The organism is Haloprofundus sp. MHR1 (assembly GCF_005155585.1).
Classification (GTDB): Archaea; Halobacteriota; Halobacteria; order Halobacteriales; family Haloferacaceae; genus Haloprofundus; species Haloprofundus halophilus.
This window is the reverse complement of the sequence record NZ_CP039833.1, coordinates 609889-628798: the sequence shown is the minus strand read 5'-3', so window position 1 is coordinate 628798 and position 18910 is coordinate 609889. Positions and strand designations below refer to the sequence as shown.

Annotated in this window: 31 protein-coding genes and 2 tRNA genes; 10 read left to right on the top strand and 23 right to left on the bottom strand. The window is 66.7% G+C overall.

The features are described from left to right. Nucleotide 1 precedes the first annotated feature (1 nt). Genes FCF25_RS03095 through FCF25_RS03015 form a run of 17 tightly spaced genes read right to left on the bottom strand, consistent with a single transcriptional unit; the run spans nucleotide 2 to nucleotide 9165 of the window. Complete coding sequence (locus FCF25_RS03095) at nucleotides 2–394, bottom strand: 30S ribosomal protein S8 (protein WP_117594709.1); 393 nt, start codon at nucleotides 392–394, stop codon at nucleotides 2–4. A 2-nt stretch (nucleotides 395–396) separates the two neighbouring features. Further along, nucleotides 397–573 (bottom strand): 30S ribosomal protein S14, encoded by a 177-nt coding sequence (locus FCF25_RS03090; protein WP_117594708.1) that lies wholly within the window; start codon nucleotides 571–573, stop codon nucleotides 397–399. Further along, nucleotides 570–1085: a 50S ribosomal protein L5 gene (locus FCF25_RS03085; RefSeq protein WP_117594707.1), complete on the bottom strand. Its 516-nt coding sequence runs from the start codon at nucleotides 1083–1085 to the stop codon at nucleotides 570–572. The genes FCF25_RS03090 and FCF25_RS03085 overlap by 4 nt, the downstream gene beginning before the upstream one ends. Then, the gene (locus FCF25_RS03080; protein ID WP_137047294.1) at nucleotides 1082–1816 is read right to left on the bottom strand and encodes a 30S ribosomal protein S4e; all 735 of its coding nucleotides are present in this window, start codon (nucleotides 1814–1816) and stop codon (nucleotides 1082–1084) included. The genes FCF25_RS03085 and FCF25_RS03080 overlap by 4 nt, the downstream gene beginning before the upstream one ends. Continuing rightward, entirely contained in the window at nucleotides 1813–2166 is a 354-nt protein-coding gene (gene rplX / locus FCF25_RS03075; RefSeq protein ID WP_117594705.1) for a 50S ribosomal protein L24, read from the bottom strand. The genes FCF25_RS03080 and rplX overlap by 4 nt, the downstream gene beginning before the upstream one ends. Before the next feature lies 1 nt (nucleotide 2167). Beyond that, entirely contained in the window at nucleotides 2168–2566 is a 399-nt protein-coding gene (locus FCF25_RS03070) for a 50S ribosomal protein L14 (RefSeq protein WP_117594704.1), read from the bottom strand. Then, nucleotides 2566–2955 (bottom strand): 30S ribosomal protein S17, encoded by a 390-nt coding sequence (locus FCF25_RS03065; protein WP_137047293.1) that lies wholly within the window; start codon nucleotides 2953–2955, stop codon nucleotides 2566–2568. Before FCF25_RS03065 ends, FCF25_RS03070 begins: the two co-directional genes overlap by 1 nt. Then, entirely contained in the window at nucleotides 2946–3500 is a 555-nt protein-coding gene (locus tag FCF25_RS03060) for a ribonuclease P protein subunit (protein ID WP_137047292.1), read from the bottom strand. The genes FCF25_RS03065 and FCF25_RS03060 overlap by 10 nt, the downstream gene beginning before the upstream one ends. A 1-nt stretch (nucleotide 3501) precedes the next feature. Then, nucleotides 3502–3708: a 50S ribosomal protein L29 gene (gene rpmC / locus FCF25_RS03055; RefSeq protein ID WP_117594701.1), complete on the bottom strand. Its 207-nt coding sequence runs from the start codon at nucleotides 3706–3708 to the stop codon at nucleotides 3502–3504. Next, complete coding sequence (locus tag FCF25_RS03050) at nucleotides 3709–4683, bottom strand: 30S ribosomal protein S3 (protein ID WP_137047291.1); 975 nt, start codon at nucleotides 4681–4683, stop codon at nucleotides 3709–3711. Beyond that, nucleotides 4683–5144, bottom strand: coding sequence for a 50S ribosomal protein L22 (locus FCF25_RS03045; protein ID WP_137047290.1), 462 nt, complete (start codon nucleotides 5142–5144; stop codon nucleotides 4683–4685). The genes FCF25_RS03050 and FCF25_RS03045 overlap by 1 nt, the downstream gene beginning before the upstream one ends. A gap of 4 nt (nucleotides 5145–5148) precedes the next feature. Continuing rightward, nucleotides 5149–5571 carry a 30S ribosomal protein S19 gene (locus FCF25_RS03040; RefSeq protein WP_117594698.1) on the bottom strand — a complete coding sequence of 141 codons (423 nt, stop codon included), beginning with the start codon at nucleotides 5569–5571 and terminating at the stop codon, nucleotides 5149–5151. Further along, nucleotides 5568–6293 carry a 50S ribosomal protein L2 gene (locus FCF25_RS03035; RefSeq protein WP_117594697.1) on the bottom strand — a complete coding sequence of 242 codons (726 nt, stop codon included), beginning with the start codon at nucleotides 6291–6293 and terminating at the stop codon, nucleotides 5568–5570. Before FCF25_RS03035 ends, FCF25_RS03040 begins: the two co-directional genes overlap by 4 nt. Then, nucleotides 6294–6545 carry a 50S ribosomal protein L23 gene (locus FCF25_RS03030; protein ID WP_117594696.1) on the bottom strand — a complete coding sequence of 84 codons (252 nt, stop codon included), beginning with the start codon at nucleotides 6543–6545 and terminating at the stop codon, nucleotides 6294–6296. After that, nucleotides 6542–7285, bottom strand: coding sequence for a 50S ribosomal protein L4 (rpl4p, locus tag FCF25_RS03025; RefSeq protein WP_117594695.1), 744 nt, complete (start codon nucleotides 7283–7285; stop codon nucleotides 6542–6544). The genes FCF25_RS03030 and rpl4p overlap by 4 nt, the downstream gene beginning before the upstream one ends. A gap of 7 nt (nucleotides 7286–7292) precedes the next feature. Beyond that, entirely contained in the window at nucleotides 7293–8309 is a 1017-nt protein-coding gene (locus FCF25_RS03020) for a 50S ribosomal protein L3 (RefSeq protein WP_117594694.1), read from the bottom strand. Nucleotides 8310–8313: 4 nt separating this feature from the next. Then, nucleotides 8314–9165, bottom strand: coding sequence for a putative RNA uridine N3 methyltransferase (locus FCF25_RS03015; RefSeq protein WP_117594693.1), 852 nt, complete (start codon nucleotides 9163–9165; stop codon nucleotides 8314–8316). A 222-nt stretch (nucleotides 9166–9387) separates the two neighbouring features. On the opposite strand from FCF25_RS03015, the gene FCF25_RS03010 reads away from it, so the two are divergent. The 3 genes from FCF25_RS03010 to FCF25_RS03000 all read left to right on the top strand — a co-directional run bounded on the left by FCF25_RS03010 (nucleotide 9388) and on the right by FCF25_RS03000 (nucleotide 10887). Continuing rightward, nucleotides 9388–9458 (top strand) — tRNA-Gly (locus tag FCF25_RS03010). Nucleotides 9459–9718: 260 nt separating this feature from the next. Beyond that, nucleotides 9719–9792, top strand: a tRNA-OTHER gene (locus tag FCF25_RS03005). 624 nt (nucleotides 9793–10416) lie between these two features. Then, nucleotides 10417–10887, top strand: coding sequence for a MaoC family dehydratase (locus tag FCF25_RS03000; RefSeq protein ID WP_117595308.1), 471 nt, complete (start codon nucleotides 10417–10419; stop codon nucleotides 10885–10887). Here the strand turns inward: FCF25_RS03000 and FCF25_RS02995 are convergent. Together FCF25_RS02995 and FCF25_RS02990 are read right to left on the bottom strand one after the other, a co-directional pair. Beyond that, nucleotides 10884–11228 carry a hypothetical protein gene (locus FCF25_RS02995; protein WP_137047289.1) on the bottom strand — a complete coding sequence of 115 codons (345 nt, stop codon included), beginning with the start codon at nucleotides 11226–11228 and terminating at the stop codon, nucleotides 10884–10886. The two genes, FCF25_RS03000 and FCF25_RS02995, sit on opposite strands and share 4 nt — an antisense overlap. 57 nt (nucleotides 11229–11285) lie before the next feature. Continuing rightward, entirely contained in the window at nucleotides 11286–11519 is a 234-nt protein-coding gene (locus tag FCF25_RS02990; protein WP_137047288.1) for a hypothetical protein, read from the bottom strand. A 244-nt stretch (nucleotides 11520–11763) separates the two neighbouring features. On the opposite strand from FCF25_RS02990, the gene FCF25_RS02985 reads away from it, so the two are divergent. The 3 genes from FCF25_RS02985 to FCF25_RS02975 all read left to right on the top strand — a co-directional run bounded on the left by FCF25_RS02985 (nucleotide 11764) and on the right by FCF25_RS02975 (nucleotide 13681). Next, nucleotides 11764–12078 carry an MTH1187 family thiamine-binding protein gene (locus tag FCF25_RS02985; RefSeq protein ID WP_117594689.1) on the top strand — a complete coding sequence of 105 codons (315 nt, stop codon included), beginning with the start codon at nucleotides 11764–11766 and terminating at the stop codon, nucleotides 12076–12078. A 169-nt stretch (nucleotides 12079–12247) separates the two neighbouring features. Further along, a complete protein-coding gene (mch, locus tag FCF25_RS02980) occupies nucleotides 12248–13189 on the top strand; it encodes a methenyltetrahydromethanopterin cyclohydrolase (RefSeq protein ID WP_117594688.1) in 942 nt (313 codons plus the stop codon). Nucleotides 13190–13192: 3 nt separating this feature from the next. Next, entirely contained in the window at nucleotides 13193–13681 is a 489-nt protein-coding gene (locus tag FCF25_RS02975) for a hypothetical protein (protein ID WP_137047287.1), read from the top strand. A 16-nt stretch (nucleotides 13682–13697) separates the two neighbouring features. On the opposite strand, the gene FCF25_RS02970 is transcribed toward FCF25_RS02975, so the two are convergent. Both FCF25_RS02970 and FCF25_RS02965 read right to left on the bottom strand, forming a co-directional pair. After that, nucleotides 13698–14045 carry a hypothetical protein gene (locus FCF25_RS02970; protein ID WP_137047286.1) on the bottom strand — a complete coding sequence of 116 codons (348 nt, stop codon included), beginning with the start codon at nucleotides 14043–14045 and terminating at the stop codon, nucleotides 13698–13700. Between the two features lie 113 nt (nucleotides 14046–14158). Next, on the bottom strand, nucleotides 14159–15820 hold the full coding sequence (locus tag FCF25_RS02965) for a GTPBP1 family GTP-binding protein (protein ID WP_137047285.1): 1662 nt from the start codon (nucleotides 15818–15820) through the stop codon (nucleotides 14159–14161). Nucleotides 15821–15862: 42 nt separating this feature from the next. Between FCF25_RS02965 and FCF25_RS15925 the strand changes: the two genes are divergently transcribed. After that, entirely contained in the window at nucleotides 15863–15997 is a 135-nt protein-coding gene (locus FCF25_RS15925) for a hypothetical protein (protein WP_256360029.1), read from the top strand. Nucleotides 15998–16034: 37 nt separating this feature from the next. On the opposite strand, the gene FCF25_RS02960 is transcribed toward FCF25_RS15925, so the two are convergent. Beyond that, the gene (locus FCF25_RS02960) at nucleotides 16035–16535 is read right to left on the bottom strand and encodes a J domain-containing protein (protein ID WP_137047284.1); all 501 of its coding nucleotides are present in this window, start codon (nucleotides 16533–16535) and stop codon (nucleotides 16035–16037) included. Between the two features lie 109 nt (nucleotides 16536–16644). Here FCF25_RS02960 and FCF25_RS02955 point away from each other — a divergent pair, with 109 nt between their 5' ends. The 3 genes from FCF25_RS02955 to FCF25_RS02950 all read left to right on the top strand — a co-directional run bounded on the left by FCF25_RS02955 (nucleotide 16645) and on the right by FCF25_RS02950 (nucleotide 17714). Next, nucleotides 16645–16833, top strand: a complete 189-nt coding sequence (locus tag FCF25_RS02955) for a hypothetical protein (RefSeq protein WP_137047283.1) — start codon at nucleotides 16645–16647, stop codon at nucleotides 16831–16833. Further along, a complete protein-coding gene (locus FCF25_RS15480) occupies nucleotides 16830–16967 on the top strand; it encodes a hypothetical protein (protein ID WP_168191195.1) in 138 nt (45 codons plus the stop codon). Before FCF25_RS02955 ends, FCF25_RS15480 begins: the two co-directional genes overlap by 4 nt. 105 nt (nucleotides 16968–17072) lie before the next feature. Then, entirely contained in the window at nucleotides 17073–17714 is a 642-nt protein-coding gene (locus tag FCF25_RS02950; RefSeq protein ID WP_137047282.1) for a hypothetical protein, read from the top strand. A gap of 45 nt (nucleotides 17715–17759) precedes the next feature. On the opposite strand, the gene FCF25_RS02945 is transcribed toward FCF25_RS02950, so the two are convergent. Further along, nucleotides 17760–18905 (bottom strand): glycoside hydrolase, encoded by a 1146-nt coding sequence (locus FCF25_RS02945; protein ID WP_174786366.1) that lies wholly within the window; start codon nucleotides 18903–18905, stop codon nucleotides 17760–17762. Nucleotides 18906–18910: the final 5 nt, after the last annotated feature.

The window sequence follows — 18910 nt, the reverse complement described above, 5'->3', positions numbered from 1 at the left end:
ATTAGTAGACGTATGCGATTACTTGTCCACCGATGCCCTGTTCGCGGGCCTCGTAGTGGCTCATGACGCCGTGGCTCGTCGTGACGATGAGCGCCCCGTAGTCACGGGCGGGGAGGAATCGCTTCTCCCATTTCTCGAATTCGCCAGCGCCCGCCGAGTAGCGGGGCTTGACTGCGCCACAGTGGTTGATAGCGCCTTTCAGTTCGACCTCGAACCGACCGGCTCTGCCGTCGTCGACGAACTCGAAGCCGTCGATGTACCCGCGGTCGTAGAAGACCTCGAGAACGGAGCCGATGATGTTCGAGGCGGGTTGTACCTCGTGGGACAGATGCCCGACGCTCTCGGCGTTGTCCACGCCGGAGAGCGCGCTGCTGAGTGGGTCGTTGTCAGCCATTGTTATCGATACTTCTTGAATCCCATCTCGCGGGCGATCTCGCGGAAGCACTGCCGGCAGAGGTTGATGTCGTACTTGCCGACGAGCGCCTGTTTGCGACCGCATCGGCGGCACTCGTGGCGCTGGCCGGTGCGCTGCGTGGCGTGTTCGCCCGTCACGTCTGATTCACTCTCGCTCATTGTTCAACCTCTACGTCGAACGACTCCTCGAGGAACGAAACGGCGTCCTCGGGGGTCAGGCGGTGACTGGAGGGGATGCTCCGCGTCACCTGGTCTCGCTTCGCGACACGGTAGCCGGGGCGGACGAGGTTGACCGTCACGTCCAGCCCGTAGATACCGATCTCGGGGTCGTACTCCTGACTCGGGAACTCGGTGTGTTCTTCGACGCCGAAGCTGAAGTTACCCGTGTCGTCGAAGTTGCTCTCCGAGAGGTCTGCCAGCGGCAGCGCCGTCTCGAGGAACTCGTGGGCCGTCTCGCCGCGAAGGGTCACCTTCGCGCCGACCGGCGTACCGATGCGGACGCCGAAGTCCTGTCCGGCACGCTTCGAGGTGGTGCGGACGCTCTGTTGGCCGGTGACGGCCTCGATGATGTCCTCGGCGTTGGCGAGTTCGCGGCCACCCTGGCCGATGCCCATGTGGACGACGACCTTCTCGACGCGCGCTTGGCGCATCTCGTGGACGGACTCGCTCATTCGTCGTCACCTCCGGTGGTGGTGACTTCCGGCTCGCCGCCGGTGAAGTTCTCGTCGATGACGACGACGTAGTCGGCGACCGTCTCGAAGCTCTCGCCGTCTTCCTGCTCGACGGTGACGGTGTTGTCGCCGCTGCCGAGCGTGACGGTGATCTCCGTGATCTCGCCGATTTCGCCGGAGTGGCCCCCGGCGACGGCCGTCACGAGCGCACCTTCCTCGTACGGGAAGTGCGCGACGATCTCTTTCGACTCGTTGTCGACGACGACCGAGTCGCCGCTGCTGTACTCCGAGGCGTCCTCGAGGTTGACGTTCGTTCCGTCGTGCAGCGTCAGCTGGAACGCGCCGCCGGCGACCTGCCGCTTGCCGACGATTTTGCCGAGGCGGCTCGACGCCGCGTCCTCGTCGATAGCGGTCAGCGCGAGGCGACCACCCTCGTCGGGGAAGACGCGGTAGTACTCGTCTCGGGCGGTGAACGCCAGGATGTCGAACATCCCGATGGGACGACGCTCGTCGGCGACGTTGTCGCCGTTGACGAGGACGGTCCCCTCGTTGAGCGCGTAGCGCGCTTCCTTCTTCGTGTTGACGTAGCCGAGAACGTCCCGCAGCAGGATGAGCAGGGGGACACCCTGTTCGCCGTGCGGACCGGCGCCGGCTTTGACCGTCCAGACCTGTTCTTTCCGTTCGACCGGCCACGAGTTCGGGACCGAGAGTCGCTTCTGATGCTTCGTCATTCGTCACCCTCCAGACGCGCTTGACGGCGCTCGTCTTCGAGGTCCAGTTCCGTCACGCGGACGTTCGAGGTGTCGAGCGGCCGGGGGACTTCTTCCCCGTCGGCCTTCTCGACGACGACGCCCTCGACGGTGATGACCTCGCGCTTGAGGTCGACGTCGACGACTTCGCCGGTCGTTCCGGCGTCGTCGCCGCGGAGCACCTCGACGGTGTCGCCCGCGTTCACGCGGACGTTGCGTCGACCGTACTCCTCGCGGAGGTCGCTCGACAGCGTCGCGCGGACCTGCGTGTGTCGCTCGTGCAGCGGCGCGTCGCGGTTCTGGATTCGCTGTTTGCGTGGTTGCTTGCTCATGCTATACGATCATCGTAGCCGTGGATGCGATGCTCCCGAAGCGCTCGGCGACTTCCCGCGCGATGGGACCCTTGATTTCGGTCCCGCGAGGCTCGCCGTTCTCGTCGATGATGACGGCGGCGTTGTCCTCGTACTTGACGCGCGTGCCGTCGGGCCGGCGGATGGATTTCCGCTGGCGAACGATGACGGCTTCGAGCACCTGTCGACGCATCTCGGGGGTGCCCTTCGTGACCGAGACGGTCACTTTGTCGCCGACGCCCGCTTTGGGGTGTCGGTTCTTCGTTCCGGAGTAGCCGGCGACGCTGATCACTTTCAGCTCGCGGGCTCCGGTGTTGTCGGCGCAGACGATGAGCGAGCCCCGTTCGAGGCCCTGCGTGACGTCGGCTTTCAGCGCCTCCATCACGCCTCACCCTCTTCGTCCGACTCGTCGCTGACCGTCTCCGGGGCCGCGAGGCCCTCGGTGACTTCCAGCGACGCGATTTTCTCGACGACCACGTGCGATTTCGTCTTCGACAGCGGTCGTGTCTCTGCGATGCGAACCGTATCGCCTTCCTCGAGCTCCACGCACGGGGGTGCGTGGGCGGGAACGCGACTACGCCGCTTCATGTAGCGGTCGTACTTGGGAACGCGAACGTCGTATTCGCGCTCCACGATGACGGTTTTGTCCATGTCTGTGGAGGCAACGGTGCCCTCGAGCGTCTGTCCTCGCACGGCAAGCGAGCCGTGGAACGGACAGTTCGCGTCGGAGCAGCTCTCCTCCGGTTCTGGTACGTTCAGTCCTATCGCCATGTAGATTCACCTACGTTTTCGGTGCGCAATGCGGGTCGTGAGAGCAGCTTTGCACCATCCACCGTAACGTAGACTGCGCCCTCGCAGTCGTCCGACAAACCGTCGTCGGACGAGCCCTCGCGGGTCGACCCAGACTGACCGGCTAAATCACCGGCAGTTTCCGACTCCCGTTTGGACGCAGACCCCGGGGCCTTGCGGCGTCGTCGGCGCGTGTCCGACGACTCGTCGAGGTTGTCTCGACGGTTCCCGGCGGCTTCATTTGTGCGCGACGGCCCGGTTGTCGGGCCGCCGTCCGTTCGTTCGAGCGCGAACTCGAACGTCGTTCCGCGTTTCGGCACCTGAACGACCCGAGCGCCTCGCTCGGCGACTTCGTCGCCGAACAGTCGAGCGGCAGCGGGCACGTCGCAGTCGACGTGCAGCGTCTGCATCGTCTCGACGACGACACGGCCGGCTATCCCGACGAGGTCGGGGTTGTCGGCGGCGGCCACCCGGACGGGCAGGCCGTTGAGTTCGTGTCGCGCGAGGCGTTCGGGCGTCAGGGCCATCTTACTCGTCGTCGCCCTCTTCGTTCTGGATGGTCTTGATTCGGGCGATGGTCCGGCGAATCTCGCCGATTCGGCCGGGGTTCTCCGGCGCGCCGCCCGCCGCTTGCACGGCGCGGGCGTTCAGGAGCTCCGTCTCGAGTTCCTCGATCTCCGCCTCGCGCTCTGCGGGCGTCATGTCGCGGATCTCGTCGGGGTAGAAGATGGCCATCTACTGACCCTCCTCCTCGTCGGCTTCCATCTCGGCGACGAGGTCGGCGGCCTCCTGCTCGACTTCCTCGTCGAGTTCGGAGAGCTCCGTCTCCACGTCGTCGGTGGCTTCCTCGTCCTCGTCGAGCGCGTGCTCGTCGTCGTCGACGTCGCCGGTGGCGACCGGTTCCTCCTGCGCGTCGGCCGTCTCGCCGGTCTCCTCGACCACTTCTTCGACGACTTCCTCGTCGATGGCCTCCTGCGCGTCGTCCTCGCCGGCGTGTTCGGCGGGCACGTCGTCGGCATCTTCGCCGACGTCCGGCACTTTCTCGTCTTCGGGCTCTTCGAGGAGGTCCTCGACGCCCTCGGTCTCGGCGATCTGTTCGACCGCTTCGACCTCGACGTCCTCGGCGACGGAGAAGTCGTCGGGGAGCTGCGCTCCCGGCGGGATGATCTTCACCGTCACGCCGATGGTGCCGAGCTTCATGACGGCGACACCTTGGCCGGTGTCGACGACTTCCTCGGCGGGTTCGCCGTTGTGCTTGATGTAGCCGCGGTTGAACTTCTCGTCGCGCGAGCGGGCGCCGGTGACCTTGCCGTTGAGCTTGATCTCCGCGCCGAGCGCGCCGGCGTCCATGATGCGGTCGATGGTCGTGTGGCCGGCCTTACGGAAGTACCAGCCGCGTTCGAGCGCGTTGGCGAGGCGGTCCGCGACGATGCGCGCGTTCAGGTCGGGCTCGTCGACCTCCTGAACGTCGATCTGGGGGTCGTCGAGGTTGAACCGCTCTTCGAGCTGGCGGGTGACCTTCCGGATGTTCTTCCCGCCCTTACCGATGACCATGCCGGGCTTCTCGGCTTTCAGGACTATCTGCGTCCCCATCGGCGTTTTAGCGACGTCCATGCCGCCGTAGCCGGCGCGGCCGAGCTCTTCGGCGAAGAACTCGTCTATCTGCGAGCGCTGGAGTCCGTCTTCGATGAACTGGTGTTCGTCTGCCATTATTCTTCGACCTCCTCGATGATGAGCTCCACGTCGACGAGCGTCGTGTTCCACGGGTCCGCTCGTCCGAACGCGCGGGGCTTGCGCCCCATCTGCTCGTCGACCTTGTGGGGGGCGACGTGTTTGATGACCATCGATTCGCCGTCGAAGCCCTGCTCGTTGGCGTTGTTACGCGCGTTCTCGAGCAGCTTCAGGAAGTCCTTTGAGGCTTTGTTCGGGTAGCGACCCGCGTCCCACCCGTCGATGTCGCCTTTGTGGCCGACGCCGGAGTTGTGCTGCTTGAACGGCACCGACTGCTTCTCGTCGATGACGTTCTGCAGGTACGACTCGGCGTCGTCGACGCGCTCGCCTTTGATGGCGCGCGCGATGGCCTTGCTGTGCTTCAGGCTGATGGGCCGCTCCCGGAGCATGGCTTTCGCCGTCGTGTCGGGGTCGGCCTCGACGCTGTAGTTGATTCCCATGGTGTTACTTGAGTGGCACGAACTTCGAGGACCGGGTCGCACCGATGCCGGCCTGCCCGTGTTCGACCGAGTTGCGGGTGAGCTGGAACTCGCCCAGGTAGTGGCCGATCATCTCGGGCTGAATCTGGACGCGCTCGAAGCTCTGGCCGTTGTAGACGGCGAACGTCAGTCCGACGAACGCGGGCACGACGGGCATGTCGCGCAGGTGCGTCCGAATCGGGTTGTTCGCGGTCTCCTCTTCGGTCTTGTTCCGGGCTTTCTCGAGCAGTTTCTCCTGCTCGACGCCCAGACCACGGTTGATGGTTCGCCGCATGCGCGCGGGGAGCAGTTCTGCGACCTCTTCGAGCTCCATCTCCTGCAGCTCGTCGAGCGTGTGGCCGCGGTAGGTGAACTCGCCCTCGCGGCCGGTGCGGTAATCTGTGCTCATTTGTTACGACCTCGTCCGGTACGTTTCGATGCGATGTCTCCGACCTTCCGTCCCGGCGGCGCGTTGCGCGAGACGGACTTCGGCTTGCCGGGGTGCTGACGACCGCCGCCACCGAACGGGTGGTCGACGGCGTTCATCGCGACACCGCGGACGCGCGGGTACTTGGTACCGCGGGCGCGCATCTTGTGGTGCTTCTTCCCCGCCTTGACGAACGGCTTCTCCGTCCGACCGCCACCGGCGACGACGCCGATGGTGGCGCGGCACTGCGGGTTGAGCCGCTTGACCTCGCCGCTGGGCAGCTTGACGGCCGCGACGCGCTTGTCGTGGGTCAGGAGCTGCGCCGAGACGCCGGAGGCGCGGGCGAACTTGCCGCCGTCGCCGGGCTGGCGCTCGACGTTGCAGACCGGAACCCCCTCGGGGATTTCGGCCAGCGGCAGCGTGTTGCCGGGCTTGATCTCGGCGGAGACACCGACCTGGATGGTCTCGCCGACCGTGACGCCCTCGGGGGCGAGCACGAGCCGACGGTCGCCGTCTTCGAACTCGACGTCGGCCAGCGGCGCGGCGCGCGCGGGGTCGTGTTCGATGTCGACGACGGTACCGGAGATGGTGTCGCCGTCCTTCGATTCCTTCTTGTGCGTGAGTTCGGCCTTGTAGCGGTGCGACGGCGCACGGAACGTGGACGTGCCGCGTCCGCGACGTTGGCCTTGGATTCTACGTCCCATCTAGAACACCCCGATTCGGGAGGCGATCTCCTGTGCGTCGTCGTCCTCGGACAGACGCACGGTCGCCTTCTTCGTTCCTTTCGGCGTGACCTGCGTGTTGATACTCGAGACGGTCACGTCGTAGCGCGATTCGACCTCCTCCTTGACCACGGGCTTCGAGGCGTCGAGGTCGACGATGAACTGGAGCTTGTTGTCGAAGTCCATCTCGTTCATCGCCTTCTCGGTGACGAGGGGGTGGCGGATGACGCTCATCGGTCGGCCACCTCCTCGACGGCGCTCTCGGTCCAGACGGTCAGGCGACCGGCGTGGGTGCCGGGCGCGAGGTCCTCGGTGTTGACCTCGGCGGCGGTGACCACGTCGGCACCGGCGAGGTTGCGAGCCGCCTTCGACGGCTCCTCGCTGGTGACGAAGAGGATGGATTTGGGTCGCTTGTACTTGCGACCGCGGGCCTTCCCCTGTCCGGCGCGGACTTTGCGGTCCTCGGCGCGCTCGATGTCGGCGTCGACGCCGAGTGCTTCGAGCAGCGAAACGACTTCCTGCGTCTTCACGAGCTCCTCGAACTCGTCGCTGACGACGAGCGGGAGTTCGACGCCGTCGTCGAACTGGTGGCCGCGCTCCGCGACGACTTCCGCGTCGGTCGTCGCCGCGATGGCCGAGCGGACCGCCAACTGGCGCTCCTTCTTGTTGATCTTCTTGCCGTGCTCCTTTTCGGCCTTCGGCGGGTGCGCTTTGCGACCGCTGACGGCCTGCGGGACACGACGTGCGCGCCCGTTCTCTCGGGGCACGTGCGCCATACCGCGGCCGCTGCCGAGCGACTCGGCCGGGGTTCGCATCCCGGCGAGGGGGTCGGCTCCGTAGGCCTGCGTTCGGTTCGCCTGTGCGGCGAGGACGGCGCGCTTGATGAGGTCCGGACGGTACGTCGTCTCGAAGACCTCCGGAAGCTCGAGCGTGCCGGCATCGTCGCCGTTCAGGTCCTTGATTGTTGCTTCCATTCGTTAGTCACCCCTGGTTGGACGCGGTGGAGACGTAGCGCACCTCGGGGTCGAGGCGCGGCTGTTCGTTCGGTCGGATGGCCGGGCGGAAGCGCAGGAGGCGCTTGTTGGGGCCCGGGAGCGAGCCCTCGACGAGCGCGTAGTCGCCGTCGACTTCGCCGTAGTTGACGAAGCCGCCGTCGACGGACGCGTCGTCGCCGTCGCCCATCGCGACGAGGCGTTTGTTCAGTTCGGTGCGCTGGTGGTAACCGGTCTGCCCCTGCTGGGGAACCGTCGAGCGGACGCGGCTCGGGTTCCACGGGCCGAGGTTACCGATGCGACGCCGCCATCCCTGGCGGGCGTGCTTGCCCTTGCGCTTCTGGACGCCCCAGCGCTTGACGGGACCCTGCGTCCCCTTGCCTTTGGTGACGCCGGCCGCGTCGAGGTACTCGCCCGCGCGGAAGACGTCGGCCATCGCGTGCTCGCCGCCCGCTTCGAGGAGGTCGAGCGCGAAGTCGGCGCGTTCGTCGAGCGAACCGCCGCCGACGCGAGTCTCCATCACGTCGGGTTTCTTCTTCGGGACGTTCTTCAGGCCGCTCGGGACGGTGTGGGTGATGACGCGAAGGTCATCGACCTCGCCGTCGTCGAGCAGCGAGCGGAGGTCGTCTGCGTCCTCCTCGAACGTGTCTTCCGACGGCAGGTCGAGGACGCGGTCGAGGTCCTCGTCGAGGTCGGTCGCCCAGACCTCGGTCGTCGGTTTCTGTCCGTACGGCGTGTTCTGGTAGGCTCGGAGTGCAACGGCGCGCATTGGCGGCGTCTCGACGACCGTGACGGGGACGGACTCTTCCATCCCCTCGCGGGCCGAGTTCGCCGTGTCGTTGACCATGACGACGTGGGTCATCCCGGCTTTGTAACCGGCGAAGCCCTGCAGTGCAGGGGAGCCCTCGTCGTCGGGCCACGACTTGATGCGCGGAACCTCTTTGGCTGCGCGCGTACGCGGGCCGAAGCCCATCGAGCCTTTTCGTGGTCTGCTTGGTTGTGGCATTGTTTCACTCCGTGAGTGTTAGGCAGGCGAGTGAGGCGAACATCGCTTCCTCCGTTCGCACCACTTCGCTGCCCTGTCGCGGAACCGTATTGAGCCAGAGGTCGAACCCCGGACCGGGTTCGACTCGTGTGCCCGCCGACTCCTCGTCGGCGACGGCTTCGGGCGGAAACCCGAAGATGTCCGGAAGCCCTCTCTCGGGCGAACCGAAGGCGACGGTCATTCCGTCGGCGGTTCGTCCGGCCAGCGTCGACAGCCGCCCGATGGACAGTTCCTGTCCGAATCGGGAGGTGGCGATTTTCACGCCGGCGTCCTCACGGCCGAGCGCTTCCGACAGGTCCATGCGCTCGACGACGAACCCCGGTGGGGTCTCGTCGACGATGCGCGCACGGACCGGTTCTCTCGAAGAGATCCTGACGGTGACGCGCTCTCCCTCCTCGGCCTCCATCTCCGGAGGCGTGTAGAGCGAGATCGGGTGTTGCAGTCCGCAATTGACCCGGACGCGACCTTCAGGTCCGACCTCGGTCACGATTCCCTGTGTTAACGACCCCGAATCGTCGGATTCGGAGCCGGTCCGTGGCGAGACACGGAGCGGCGGCAGCACGCCGGCGTACCGTAACTCGTCGCGCTTGCCCCACGCCTCTTGTCGGAGGTAGGGGGGCGTCGCGGCGTATTCGAGTACGGTAGCGACGAACTCGCCGCCCCATCGGCGCTCGCCTTCCCCGTCGGGGAAGACGACCAGCCGGTCCGCCCGGAACACCGTCGCCGCGCGGGCGACGTAGCCGATTTTGCGAGTCGCCTCGCGTTGGTCCTCGGCTTCCCGGACGAGCGACGACGGCACGCATACGGTGAGTGTCATGCCGTCGTTTGGGTGTCTCGCCACTAGACTGTGACGTTGCTATCCGACACGCACTAAAAAGGGTAGCGGAATACAAATGCCCGTGAGACGCGCTCACATGACTGCTGACGACACATTCAGCCTGTTTTTGGGATGCGAACTACCCCCACGCCCGCTGTCGATTCGAGGCTGATTCGCAAGCCTTATCAACAAATGCCGCGATTGTGGAAATGCAGCAGTCAGGCGCTGGTAGTGTAGTGGTATCACGTGACCTTGCCATGGTCACAACCTGGGTTCAAATCCCAGCCAGCGCACTCCCTTCGGTCGCGCTCGGTGAATCCCCAGTCAGTGTGTTCTCTCCACGGAAAGTCATCTCTCCGAGAGTCCGTCCGCCGAGAGTGGACCCTGCGGACGAGAAAACTCCTCCGTAGCGCTGTCGAACACGGTTACACAACTCGAATCTGAGATGCGGCTTCACCACCCGCATCTCTTCTAGTGCCAGTCTCGCGACGTGATAAGGGAGAAAACGCCTTTACTACTGGCGCGTGTTGGTGAGAGTGCAGACAGTCACCCTGCGCTGGTAGTGTAGCGGTCAACACGCGGTCGTTTCCACGGCCGCAACCCAGTGTTCGAATCCTGGCCAGCGCACTTCCTTCGATTCCAACACCTCCGAGCGGCGCGTTTCGTCGCACTGCGAGGCTCTGAAGCGGTAAATTCGATGTGCAGGATTTGAGCCGGTCAGTCGCAGCGCACGCGCGCAGCGAGTGCGACCGTCTGACCCAGTTCGAATCCTGGCCAGCGCACTTCCTTCGGTCGTACGCTGCCCAACCCTCGCAGACCTCCGGTCTGCTCGGTCCTGGCCGGCGCACTTCTCCGATTCCAATACCTCCGAGCGACGGGTTCCGTCACGGAGCACACAGACTCTCGTTCGGCTCACACTCTTCCGAACGGACGGGTGGCCCACAAGTTGATAACGACATCTCGCAAGAGGGTAATCGCTGCCGACGAACCGAAATCGGGCACGCGACTGTGGCACCGAGAGTTCTGTAGCGAAGCAGAGAGTCGACGCTTCGTCGGCACGCCGTACACCGCATCGTGGGGGAAGTCCACCGACCGGCCCGCCCAGCGACGAGCAGACACCGGGCCGTCGCGGTCCGCGGGGCCGGTCGATGCGGTCGTACGCCAGTCGCGGCGAGGTCGGCGCGACCCGCCGCGACGCCGCTCGTTCGTCGATACCGGAACGGTAATTCCGTCAGCGAACCGTCGTTCGGTATGGAACCCGACGCCGCCACCTCCACCCGACAGTACTACGAGGACCTCGACCCGGCGGGTCGCTGGGAACTGGAGACGGCGACGTTGACGAGAGACGACATCGTCGCGTTCGCCGAGCAGTACGACCCGCAACCGTTCCACGTCGACGAGGACGCGGCGCGCGAATCGATGTTCGGCGAACTCATCGCGAGCGGTCTCCACACCTACTGCGTCTGCAACCGACTGGCAACCGAGGCGTTCTTTCAGCGGGTCGCGTTTCTCTGCGGCCGCGGCCTCGACGACTTCCGGTGGCACCGCCCGGTTCGACCCGGCGACACCCTCTCTGGGTGGGTCGAACTCGGCGAGATGCGCGTCTCCGACTCCGACCCCGAGCGCGGCTACGTCGACGTCGAAATCACGGGCGTCAACCAGCGCGAGGAAGTCGTCATCTCGTGGACCGCACACGCGCTCGTCGCCCGACGGCCGCGTTAACGCCGTTCGTCGTCCGGTTCGAGTCGGTCGTCGAACCCGGATTCGTCGCCAGCGTCGTCGCTCGGGAGCGTCGCGTCCTCGTCGACGCCGAGCGAGAGCGTCTCTCCGGTCTCGATTCGCGCGAGGTCGTCGAGTTCGCAGAGCGATGCGACCGCCGACTCCGGGACCCGCACCAGCACGGCACAAAACTGTAGGTCGCGCTCGACGGTACCGCCGGCCTCCCGAACGGTCGATTCGAACGCGTCGCGGTCCGCGCCGCCGTCGAGTTCGACGACGAGCGTCACCTCCTCGCCGTCGATGGGGTCGTCGCGCATCCGACGCACGGGGTGTGAGAGGTACATACTGAATGCAGTTCGGTCGCGCACAAAAACGAGCCCGGTTCCAGTCGGGCGAAGCGGTCAGTCCTCCGTCCAGTAGTACAGATCCTCGCGCGGCGCGTCGCAGTTCGAGCAGGCGACGGGGAACGCCTCCAAATCACCGGTCTCGCCGCAGCGGTGACAGCGCCAGACGAGGTACGCTTCGCCGAACGCGGAGCTGCTGAGTCGTTCGTTTCTGACGACCGAGCGTCGGGGAATCGCGCCGGCGGCGGTCGAGTCGCTGGTCCGTGTTCGAGATGAGTGAATCGTGTCCATCGGTACCTATACACAGTGTGCGGTGATAAAACGGCGACTCGTCGGAACCGAGGATATCCGAAACGGCTGGAGCAGTGAGAGCGGTGAGAGCGCCCCAGGACGGCCAACTACTCCTCGTCGCGGACTCGACACGGTCACCGTCGAGTTCAACTGCGCTCGCCGGCGCGAGAACGGAAACGAGACCGCTCGGCTCGCCGACGAGATCGACCCGCAAAGTTAGGACGCTGGCTGCAGACCCCCCGGTATGACCGTCATCGCACTGCTGAGCGTCGCACCAGTGACAGAAGAGAGCATGGCCGCCGACGTGGCCGACGCCGTCGCCGCGCTCGACGAGTTCGACGTCGAGTACGAGACGAATCCGATGGGAACCGTCGTCGAAGCCGCGGACGTCGAGACGCTGCTCGACGCCGTCGCCGCCGCACACAACGCCGTCGACGCCGACCGAGTGAGTACGTTCCTCAAAATCGACGACAAGCGGACCAGCGACGAACGAGCGCGGGAGAAAGTCGAGGCCGTCGAACGCGAACTCGGCCGCGAGGCACGAAGCGGAGGCGAGTAGAGCGACGCGCCCGACCGCAGCGTCCGGGGTCGTAGTCCCCGGGGGGTCGGCGTCGTGGTCCCCGATGTCGGCGTCGTAGTTCCCGAAGTCAGCGTCGTAGTCCCCGATGTCGGCGTCGGGGCGACCGCCGACCGCCAAACCCTTTATCCGAATGGGCGCAACCGGAGGTATGGACAGTCTCAATCGGATGGCGATAGAACTCGTCGACGAGGCGCTCGACTTCGCCGACGAGTTGAACGTCGGCTCGTACGAACTGGAGTCGGGCGCGACGGTGCTGGACTTCGGCGTCGACGCCACGGGCGGGGTCGAAGCGGGATTGCTGCTGACGGAGATACAGACCGCCGGGCTCGCCACCGTCCAGACGCGGATGGGTACGGTCGACGGCGCGCCGATTCCGCACGTCGAACTGTCGACGGACCACCCCGCCATCGCGCTGCTCTGTTCGCAGAAGGCGGGCTGGGAGCTGGAGTTCGACCGCTTCGACGGCCTCGGCAGCGGCCCCGCACGCGCGCTCGTCGGCCAGGAGTCGGAGTTCGAGGCCGTCGGCTACTACGACGAGTTCGACCTCACCGTCCTCGCCGTCGAGAGCATCGACCTGCCGGGCGACGAGGTGGCCGAACACGTCGCCGACCTCGCGGAGGTCGAACCGAGCGCCGTCTTCCTGCCGGCGTTCGCCGTCGGCTCCATCGCCGGAAGCGTCAACATCGCGTCTCGGGCATCTGAACTCGCCGTCTTCCGCCTCTTCGAGCTCGGCTACGACCCCCGGGACGTGCTCTCGGTCAGCGGCAGCGCCCCTATGGCACCCGTCAGCTACGACGAGGGCGTGGCGATGGGCCGGACGAACGACGCGCTCGCCTACGGCGGCCAGGTCCACCTGACGGTCCGCGACGAGTTCGACCGCTTCGACGAGGTTCCGTCGACCGCCGCCGACGAGTACGGCACGCCCTTCGAGGACATCTTCGCCGAGAACGACTGGGACTTCTCGCAGGTACCGGTGTCTGCGTTCGCGCCAGCGCAGGTGACCGTCGACGTCGTCGACGGGTCGACGCGCGTCTTCGGCGAGACGGACGAAGACCTGCTCGCGGAGTCGTTCGGCCTCCGCGAGCTCTGAGCCGTGCAGTTCAAACTCGTCCCGCCCGCGCCCGACGACCTCGGCGTCGTCGCCGACGCCCAGAGAGCGGTGCCGCTGGTTCCCGACTCGGAGGACGACTGCTGCGAGCGCCTGATACGTCGCGTCGGCTTCCCGAGTCGAGACGCCGCTCGGACGTGGCTGACGTTCCTCCGGGCGCTGGAACTGGCCACCGAGACGCCGGGCGGCTTCAAGCGGCTTCGGAACGACCCGACGCCCGACCACCTGCGCGACGCGTTCGTCCGCCGCGTGTTCACCGCCGAGGAGTTGCTCGCGGTGCTCGACGACGCCGGAGAGCCGGTGAGCGCCGACGAGGCGTACGACCGCGTCCGCGACCGGGTGCCGCAGTGGGAGCATTTCAAGAACCCGAATCGCTGGGAGGAGATCTGGCGCGAACGCGTCGGCGACGTGCTGGAGTGGTTCGTGCTGCTCGACCTCGCGGAGCGTCGCGAGGACGGCTACGTCCGGAGTTGAACGCCGGCGCGTCGGCTCACGACCGCCGCTGGACGAACACGTCTCCCAGATAGCTCCCCGCGAACGCGCCACCGCCGCCGAGGCCGACCGTCACCGTCTGGCCCACCCCGAGCGCACCCGCCGCGTAGACGGCGACGGTACCGACGACCAGCGCGCCGAGGGAGGCGAGAAACGCCGCGCCGCTGTCGAACGACCCGGGGCTGTCGAACCCGCCGAACGTCTCCGCTCTGAGCAATGGTATCGCCACCGCGACGCCGGCGACGATGGCGAGCGGCCCGTCGAGTCCCGTCGACCCGAGTACCGCCGTGACGATACCCGCCAGCAGCGCTCCCGTGACCGTTAGCACGACCTGTCGCTGTTCCATGCGCCGAATATCCGCTTCGGAGAGAAGGACGTTGCGGGAGCAGCGCCGGCGGGTCGGCGGCCGTTCCACGCGGGTCGGCGGACGTTCCGCGTCAGTCGCCGCGCTGCGCGGGCTCAGTCGTAGTGCACGTCGGTCACGGTACCGACGCCTTTGCTCTGCCCCTCGCGGAAGACGAACCGCTGGCCCTCCTCGATGAGGTACGGTCTGAACTTGAACTCGACGCGCGAGTGGCCGGTGTCGCCGGGGAGGAGACGCCCCTCGTCGGGGTGGAACACCGCCGCCTCGCTGATGGTTTCGAGGTGGATGACGGGTTCGTAGCCCGTCCCGATGCGCGTCGGGTGGTTGAGCACTATCACGTCGGCCTCGAACGAGCGGACGGCCCGCGGGTCGGAGGCCTTCGGGACGAGCACCATCCCGCGCTCTATCTCGGCTTCCTTGACGCCCTTGAGCGCGATGCCGACGATGCGGCCCGCCTTCGCCTCGTCGACGCGGTGGTAGTGCATCTCGATGGAGCGCACCTCCACGTCGCGGAAACTGCCGTCCGGCATCGGCCCGAGCAGCAGTTCGTCGCCCGCTTCGACGGTGCCGGAGTTCACCGTCCCGGAAGCGACCGCACCGACGCCGGTAACGCTGTAACTGCGGTCGATGTACATCCGGAACTGCCCCTGACCGTCGCTCGTCTTCGGGAGCGTCTCGAACAGGTAGTCGAGGTCGTCCAGCCCCTCCGTGGAGACCGCGCTGGTCCGGAGGATGGGGACGACGGAGTCGCTTATCTCCTCGGCGGCGGCGTCGACGCCGTAGCGTTCGACCGCCAGCGGCGTCTTGCCCACGTCGCGAAGCAGTTTCTCGACCTCGTGTTCGACCTCGGCGACGCGTTCGTCGCTGACGGCGTCGACTTTCGTGATGGCGACGAGCGTCGGCAGTTCGGTCGCGAGGAGGATGCCGAGATGTTCGCGCGTCGTCTTCGTCGGCCCGTCGTCGGCGGCGACGACGAGCAGCCCGTAGTCGAGTTTCTGGCCGACCAGTCCCCGGATGGTGGTGCGGAGCCACGGCTCGTGGCCGACGGTGTCGACGAAGGAGACGAGGCGGTCGGCCGTCTCGACGACGCGAGCGCGGTCGCTCTTGCGGTGCGGGTTGCGCATGTGGACCGGACCGTCGTCGTCGAAGCCGTAGACGGCGTACGAGAGGTCCGCCGAGAGACCGCGTTCGACCTCGTGCGGTTGCACGTCGAGGAACCCGCGGGTCCCGCCGTCGCCGTCGTCGGCCTGTCCGGTGACGAGCGAGCCGACGAGCGTGCTCTTCCCGTGGTCGACGTGGCCCGCGGTGCCGACGACGATGTGCTCCTCGTCGGTTTCGAGCATCGCCCCCTCGCGGATGGTGGCGACGCCGACGAGGCCGGCGTCGGGGTCGTCGCCTCGCGGCGTTCCCTCGCCCGACCCGTTCGAGGCGCGTCGCGTCTCGTCGCCGACGCCCCAGGTATCCACGTCTTCGATGTGCGCGCCGGCCTCTTCGGCGAGCAGCGAGAGGACGTCCATCGACTCCGAGAAGGCGCCCGGCGAGATTCCGGCGATGCCGCCGTCGTCGGTGACGCCGACGACGTACGTCGCCTCGCCCTCCCCGGAGAGGACTCGGTGTCGGAGCTGGGCGGCGAGACTCTCCATGCGGCCACCCGAGAGGTGGACCTCCTTGGAGAGCCGTTCTTTGAATTCGATGTACCCGCCTTCTTCTTCTCCGCGCTGTAGGGCCTCTTCGAGGGCGGCCCGGTCGGCGCTCATGGGCGGCGGTAAGCGTCGGTTTGCTAAAACCTTTTTCGTGTCGTGAAAGAGCATACCACGGTCGTCGCGCCGGACGGTGCGGAGTTCTCGAAGTCCGCTGGTGCCGAATCCTCCTTCGAGCGTGCCCTCGGACCCGTTCGATACGTCCGACTCGCGAAGGCGTGGAAGACGAAGTGACCCGACGCGAACCGCGGGACACCGTCGAACGGGCCGCCTACTCGTTCAACGACTCGTACGCCCGGTTCACCCGTCTGAACGACTCCTCGTCGCCGTCTTCGGTGTCCGGATGGACCTCCTTGACCTTCGAGCGGTAGGCGCGTTTCACCTCGGCGGTGCTCGCGCCGGGTTCCAGATCGAGCGCGCGGTACGCCTCGGCGCGGGTCGGCCTCCGCGTCGTCCGCGGTGCGTCGGTGCTCGAACGGCCGCCGGTCCGTCCGCCGCTGCGCCCGTTGCGGCGTGCGCGCCGACGGTTCTCCCGGACGTTCTCGCGGCGCGCACCCGCGCCGAACCCGGACGGTTCTCGACGGACGCGACGAGTGCGCGCCTGTTCGGCGAGTCGGCCGCTCGCCTGGTACCACATGAAGTACGTCGTCGCGCCGAAGGGGACGGCCACGACGAGCAGAAAGAGCGAGTAGCTCAACCCGAGCACCGCGAGGAGGACGGTTATCCCCGCGAAGACGGCGGCGAGTCCCATAACGAGCTGGTCGCGCTCCACAGGGGCGCTACGGACCGCACGGACCTAAGGCTCCCGCCCGGCGCCCGCGGTTCGAGGCGGCGCCGGCGACCTGCCCAGCGCTCAAGTGACTCGCCGTCGTACCGTGCGTATGAGTGTCAGCGGCGTCTGCCAGGTGTGCGAGTCGGCGGAAGCGACGCACACGTGCCCGAACTGCGGCGCGATGGTCTGCGACGAGCACTACGACCGCGAACTGAGCATCTGTGTTCAGTGTGCGGCCGCGGCGCGACAGACCGACGGCGAGACGAGCGAAATCGACCAGTCTGACGTGATGCGATGACCGAATCCGGCGACGACGCGGAGTCGACGGACGGAGCCGAACCGGAGTCGTACGTCTGCGAGTCGTGCGGCGAGGAGTTCGACACCGAGGAGGCGCTCGACGCGCACGTCCGCGACGCCGGGTTGGTCGACTGAGGTCGACGGCTCGCCTCCCCGCGGGAGCGGTAGTCTCGCGATTCGTTCAGTAACATTTTCGATAGTTCCGATACGTTAACTTCACCTCCGTCGTTCTCTCCCACAATGCGCCGAAGGGTCGGACAGTGGCTACCGGTCGTCCTGCTCGGTTTGCTCGTGACGATCGCGGCGGGGTCAGTAGGGACTCCCGTCGCTGCCGACGGCAGGTCGGCCACGGGGCCGTCCGACGTCACCTCCGGGGTGACGCCGATAGATTCGTGCACGACTATCTCGGAACCCGGCAGATACGCGCTCACCGAGGACATCGAGAACGGGGGCGGGACGCTTCTGTCTCGTGCGTGTATCCGTATCGACGCCGGCGACGTCGTCCTCGACGGCGACGGCCACCGCGTCGACGGGAACGGCGTGAGCAACACGACTGGTATCGCCGTCACCGCCGCCGACGCGCGGAACGTCACGGTCACCGACCTCGAGGTGCGCGACTGGCACCGCGGTATCGACTACCGCAAGAGCACCTGCGGACGCATCAGCACCGTCACAGCGACGAACAACACCTACGGACTCTCTCTCGAGCGTGCAGCGGGTATCCGGGTCGCCGACAGCGAACCCCGGAGGAACATCGTCGGCGTCGAGACGGTCCGGTGGGTCAACCGACTTTCCGGCGTGCAGGCCCAGCGTAACCAGGGGACCGACGTCCACCGGGGTTTCCCGTCTCTCCGGCAACTGGTCGCGTGGACTAGATGCTGAGTCGGTGAGACGCACAGACTGCGAGTCGCTCGACTCGAACCTCGATCACTGCTCGGGGGGTTCGCGTGGAACCCACTGCGTCACAGACTCCGCCCACGTGGGCCACTCGGGGCGCTCCTCGGCGTGGAACTCGTCGTCGCCGGACATCGCTTTGAGAGCCCGCGCGTCGTCGAGACTCCACACCGCGCCGTCCTCGTGGAAGACACCGTTGACGACGCCGTTTTTCCGCTGGACGACCACGTAGGCCGGTTTGATCATCAGCGACCAGAAGAAGTTGTCGACGCCCGCACGGCGGATGACGGGTGCGAGCGACGAGTAGTTCGGATACCAGTCGTCGTGTGTCACCTCGCCGGTGAACCCGACGCCCGTTCGAATTCGCTGCCACTCGGAGAACCAGACGGGTTTGTCGACGCGCGACGCGAGTCGATTTGCGTCCGCGAGGAGGTTCTCGATGGTTCCGGGGCGGTTGGCGAAGTTGTAGTGAAACTGGAGGATGTCCGCGCCCCAATCGAGATACTGCGCGTTGTTCGCGAGACTCGTCGACCCGACGGTGAGCGGCACCGACCCGCGCTCTTCGGTGAGCGTTCGAAACATGGCCTCGGCGAACCGAAGCTTCAACGAGGCCCACCCCGGCTCGTTCATCACTTCGATGGCGAGCAGTCGCTCGTCGTCGCGGTAGCGCGCCATGAACCACCGGACGAACCGCCGCGAGTTCTCCCACCGGTCGCGCCGCTCGAGGTGCCAGAGCGCGGGTGACTGAACCGCTGTCGCCGTGAGCGGGTCGGTGTCTTCGAGATTCGCTTCCGTCGGCTGCTGTCCGACGCCCTCGAAGAGTCCGAGGAGGACGCCGATATCGCGTTCGGCCGCCGCGGCGAGGAAGTGGTCGATCGCGCGGCGGTGCGCTTCGGGGTCTTCCATCCAGAACTCGTAGTTCACCCACGTCCGGACGGCGTTGAGATTCAGCGACGCCGCGTACCCGAGGTCCCGCTCGACGACGGCCTCGTCGTAGTCGGCCCACATCTGGTACGTGTTGTACGCCCGTGCCGGGAGATATATCGCCCCGCGGAGGTCGACGGGCGGTCGGAACACGCCCTCTGCGTCGGCCGAGCCGACGAGACAGCCCGCGACGGCTGCCGTCGTCGCCGTCGCTCCCGCCGCGAGGAACTGCCGCCGCGTCTGCTGACGTACCATCCGAG

Bases quoted from the DNA above. Each gene is read 5' to 3' on its own strand.
- FCF25_RS03020 (WP_117594694.1), bottom strand. From the start codon at position 8,309: ATGCCACAACCAAGCAGACCACGAAAAGGCTCGATGGGCTTCGGCCCG.
- rpmC (WP_117594701.1), bottom strand. From the start codon at position 3,708: ATGGCCATCTTCTACCCCGACGAGATCCGCGACATGACGCCCGCAGAG.
- FCF25_RS02985 (WP_117594689.1), top strand. From the start codon at position 11,764: ATGACCGTCATCGCACTGCTGAGCGTCGCACCAGTGACAGAAGAGAGC.
- FCF25_RS03060 (WP_137047292.1), bottom strand. From the start codon at position 3,500: ATGGCCCTGACGCCCGAACGCCTCGCGCGACACGAACTCAACGGCCTG.
- FCF25_RS03040 (WP_117594698.1), bottom strand. From the start codon at position 5,571: ATGAGCACAGATTACCGCACCGGCCGCGAGGGCGAGTTCACCTACCGC.
- FCF25_RS03030 (WP_117594696.1), bottom strand. From the start codon at position 6,545: ATGAGCGTCATCCGCCACCCCCTCGTCACCGAGAAGGCGATGAACGAG.
- FCF25_RS02965 (WP_137047285.1), bottom strand. From the start codon at position 15,820: ATGAGCGCCGACCGGGCCGCCCTCGAAGAGGCCCTACAGCGCGGAGAA.
- rpl4p (WP_117594695.1), bottom strand. From the start codon at position 7,285: ATGGAAGCAACAATCAAGGACCTGAACGGCGACGATGCCGGCACGCTC.
- FCF25_RS02955 (WP_137047283.1), top strand. From the start codon at position 16,645: ATGAGTGTCAGCGGCGTCTGCCAGGTGTGCGAGTCGGCGGAAGCGACG.
- FCF25_RS03095 (WP_117594709.1), bottom strand. From the start codon at position 394: ATGGCTGACAACGACCCACTCAGCAGCGCGCTCTCCGGCGTGGACAAC.
- FCF25_RS03000 (WP_117595308.1), top strand. From the start codon at position 10,417: ATGGAACCCGACGCCGCCACCTCCACCCGACAGTACTACGAGGACCTC.
- FCF25_RS03080 (WP_137047294.1), bottom strand. From the start codon at position 1,816: ATGACGAAGCATCAGAAGCGACTCTCGGTCCCGAACTCGTGGCCGGTC.
- FCF25_RS03015 (WP_117594693.1), bottom strand. From the start codon at position 9,165: ATGACACTCACCGTATGCGTGCCGTCGTCGCTCGTCCGGGAAGCCGAG.
- FCF25_RS02990 (WP_137047288.1), bottom strand. From the start codon at position 11,519: ATGGACACGATTCACTCATCTCGAACACGGACCAGCGACTCGACCGCC.
- FCF25_RS02970 (WP_137047286.1), bottom strand. From the start codon at position 14,045: ATGGAACAGCGACAGGTCGTGCTAACGGTCACGGGAGCGCTGCTGGCG.
- FCF25_RS02945 (WP_174786366.1), bottom strand. From the start codon at position 18,905: ATGGTACGTCAGCAGACGCGGCGGCAGTTCCTCGCGGCGGGAGCGACG.
- mch (WP_117594688.1), top strand. From the start codon at position 12,248: ATGGACAGTCTCAATCGGATGGCGATAGAACTCGTCGACGAGGCGCTC.
- FCF25_RS03035 (WP_117594697.1), bottom strand. From the start codon at position 6,293: ATGGGACGTAGAATCCAAGGCCAACGTCGCGGACGCGGCACGTCCACG.
- FCF25_RS03090 (WP_117594708.1), bottom strand. From the start codon at position 573: ATGAGCGAGAGTGAATCAGACGTGACGGGCGAACACGCCACGCAGCGC.
- rplX (WP_117594705.1), bottom strand. From the start codon at position 2,166: ATGAGCAAGCAACCACGCAAACAGCGAATCCAGAACCGCGACGCGCCG.
- FCF25_RS03065 (WP_137047293.1), bottom strand. From the start codon at position 2,955: ATGGCGATAGGACTGAACGTACCAGAACCGGAGGAGAGCTGCTCCGAC.
- FCF25_RS03070 (WP_117594704.1), bottom strand. From the start codon at position 2,566: ATGGAGGCGCTGAAAGCCGACGTCACGCAGGGCCTCGAACGGGGCTCG.
- FCF25_RS03085 (WP_117594707.1), bottom strand. From the start codon at position 1,085: ATGAGCGAGTCCGTCCACGAGATGCGCCAAGCGCGCGTCGAGAAGGTC.
- FCF25_RS02950 (WP_137047282.1), top strand. From the start codon at position 17,073: ATGCGCCGAAGGGTCGGACAGTGGCTACCGGTCGTCCTGCTCGGTTTG.
- FCF25_RS03045 (WP_137047290.1), bottom strand. From the start codon at position 5,144: ATGGGAATCAACTACAGCGTCGAGGCCGACCCCGACACGACGGCGAAA.
- FCF25_RS03050 (WP_137047291.1), bottom strand. From the start codon at position 4,683: ATGGCAGACGAACACCAGTTCATCGAAGACGGACTCCAGCGCTCGCAG.
- FCF25_RS15480 (WP_168191195.1), top strand. From the start codon at position 16,830: ATGACCGAATCCGGCGACGACGCGGAGTCGACGGACGGAGCCGAACCG.
- FCF25_RS02995 (WP_137047289.1), bottom strand. From the start codon at position 11,228: ATGTACCTCTCACACCCCGTGCGTCGGATGCGCGACGACCCCATCGAC.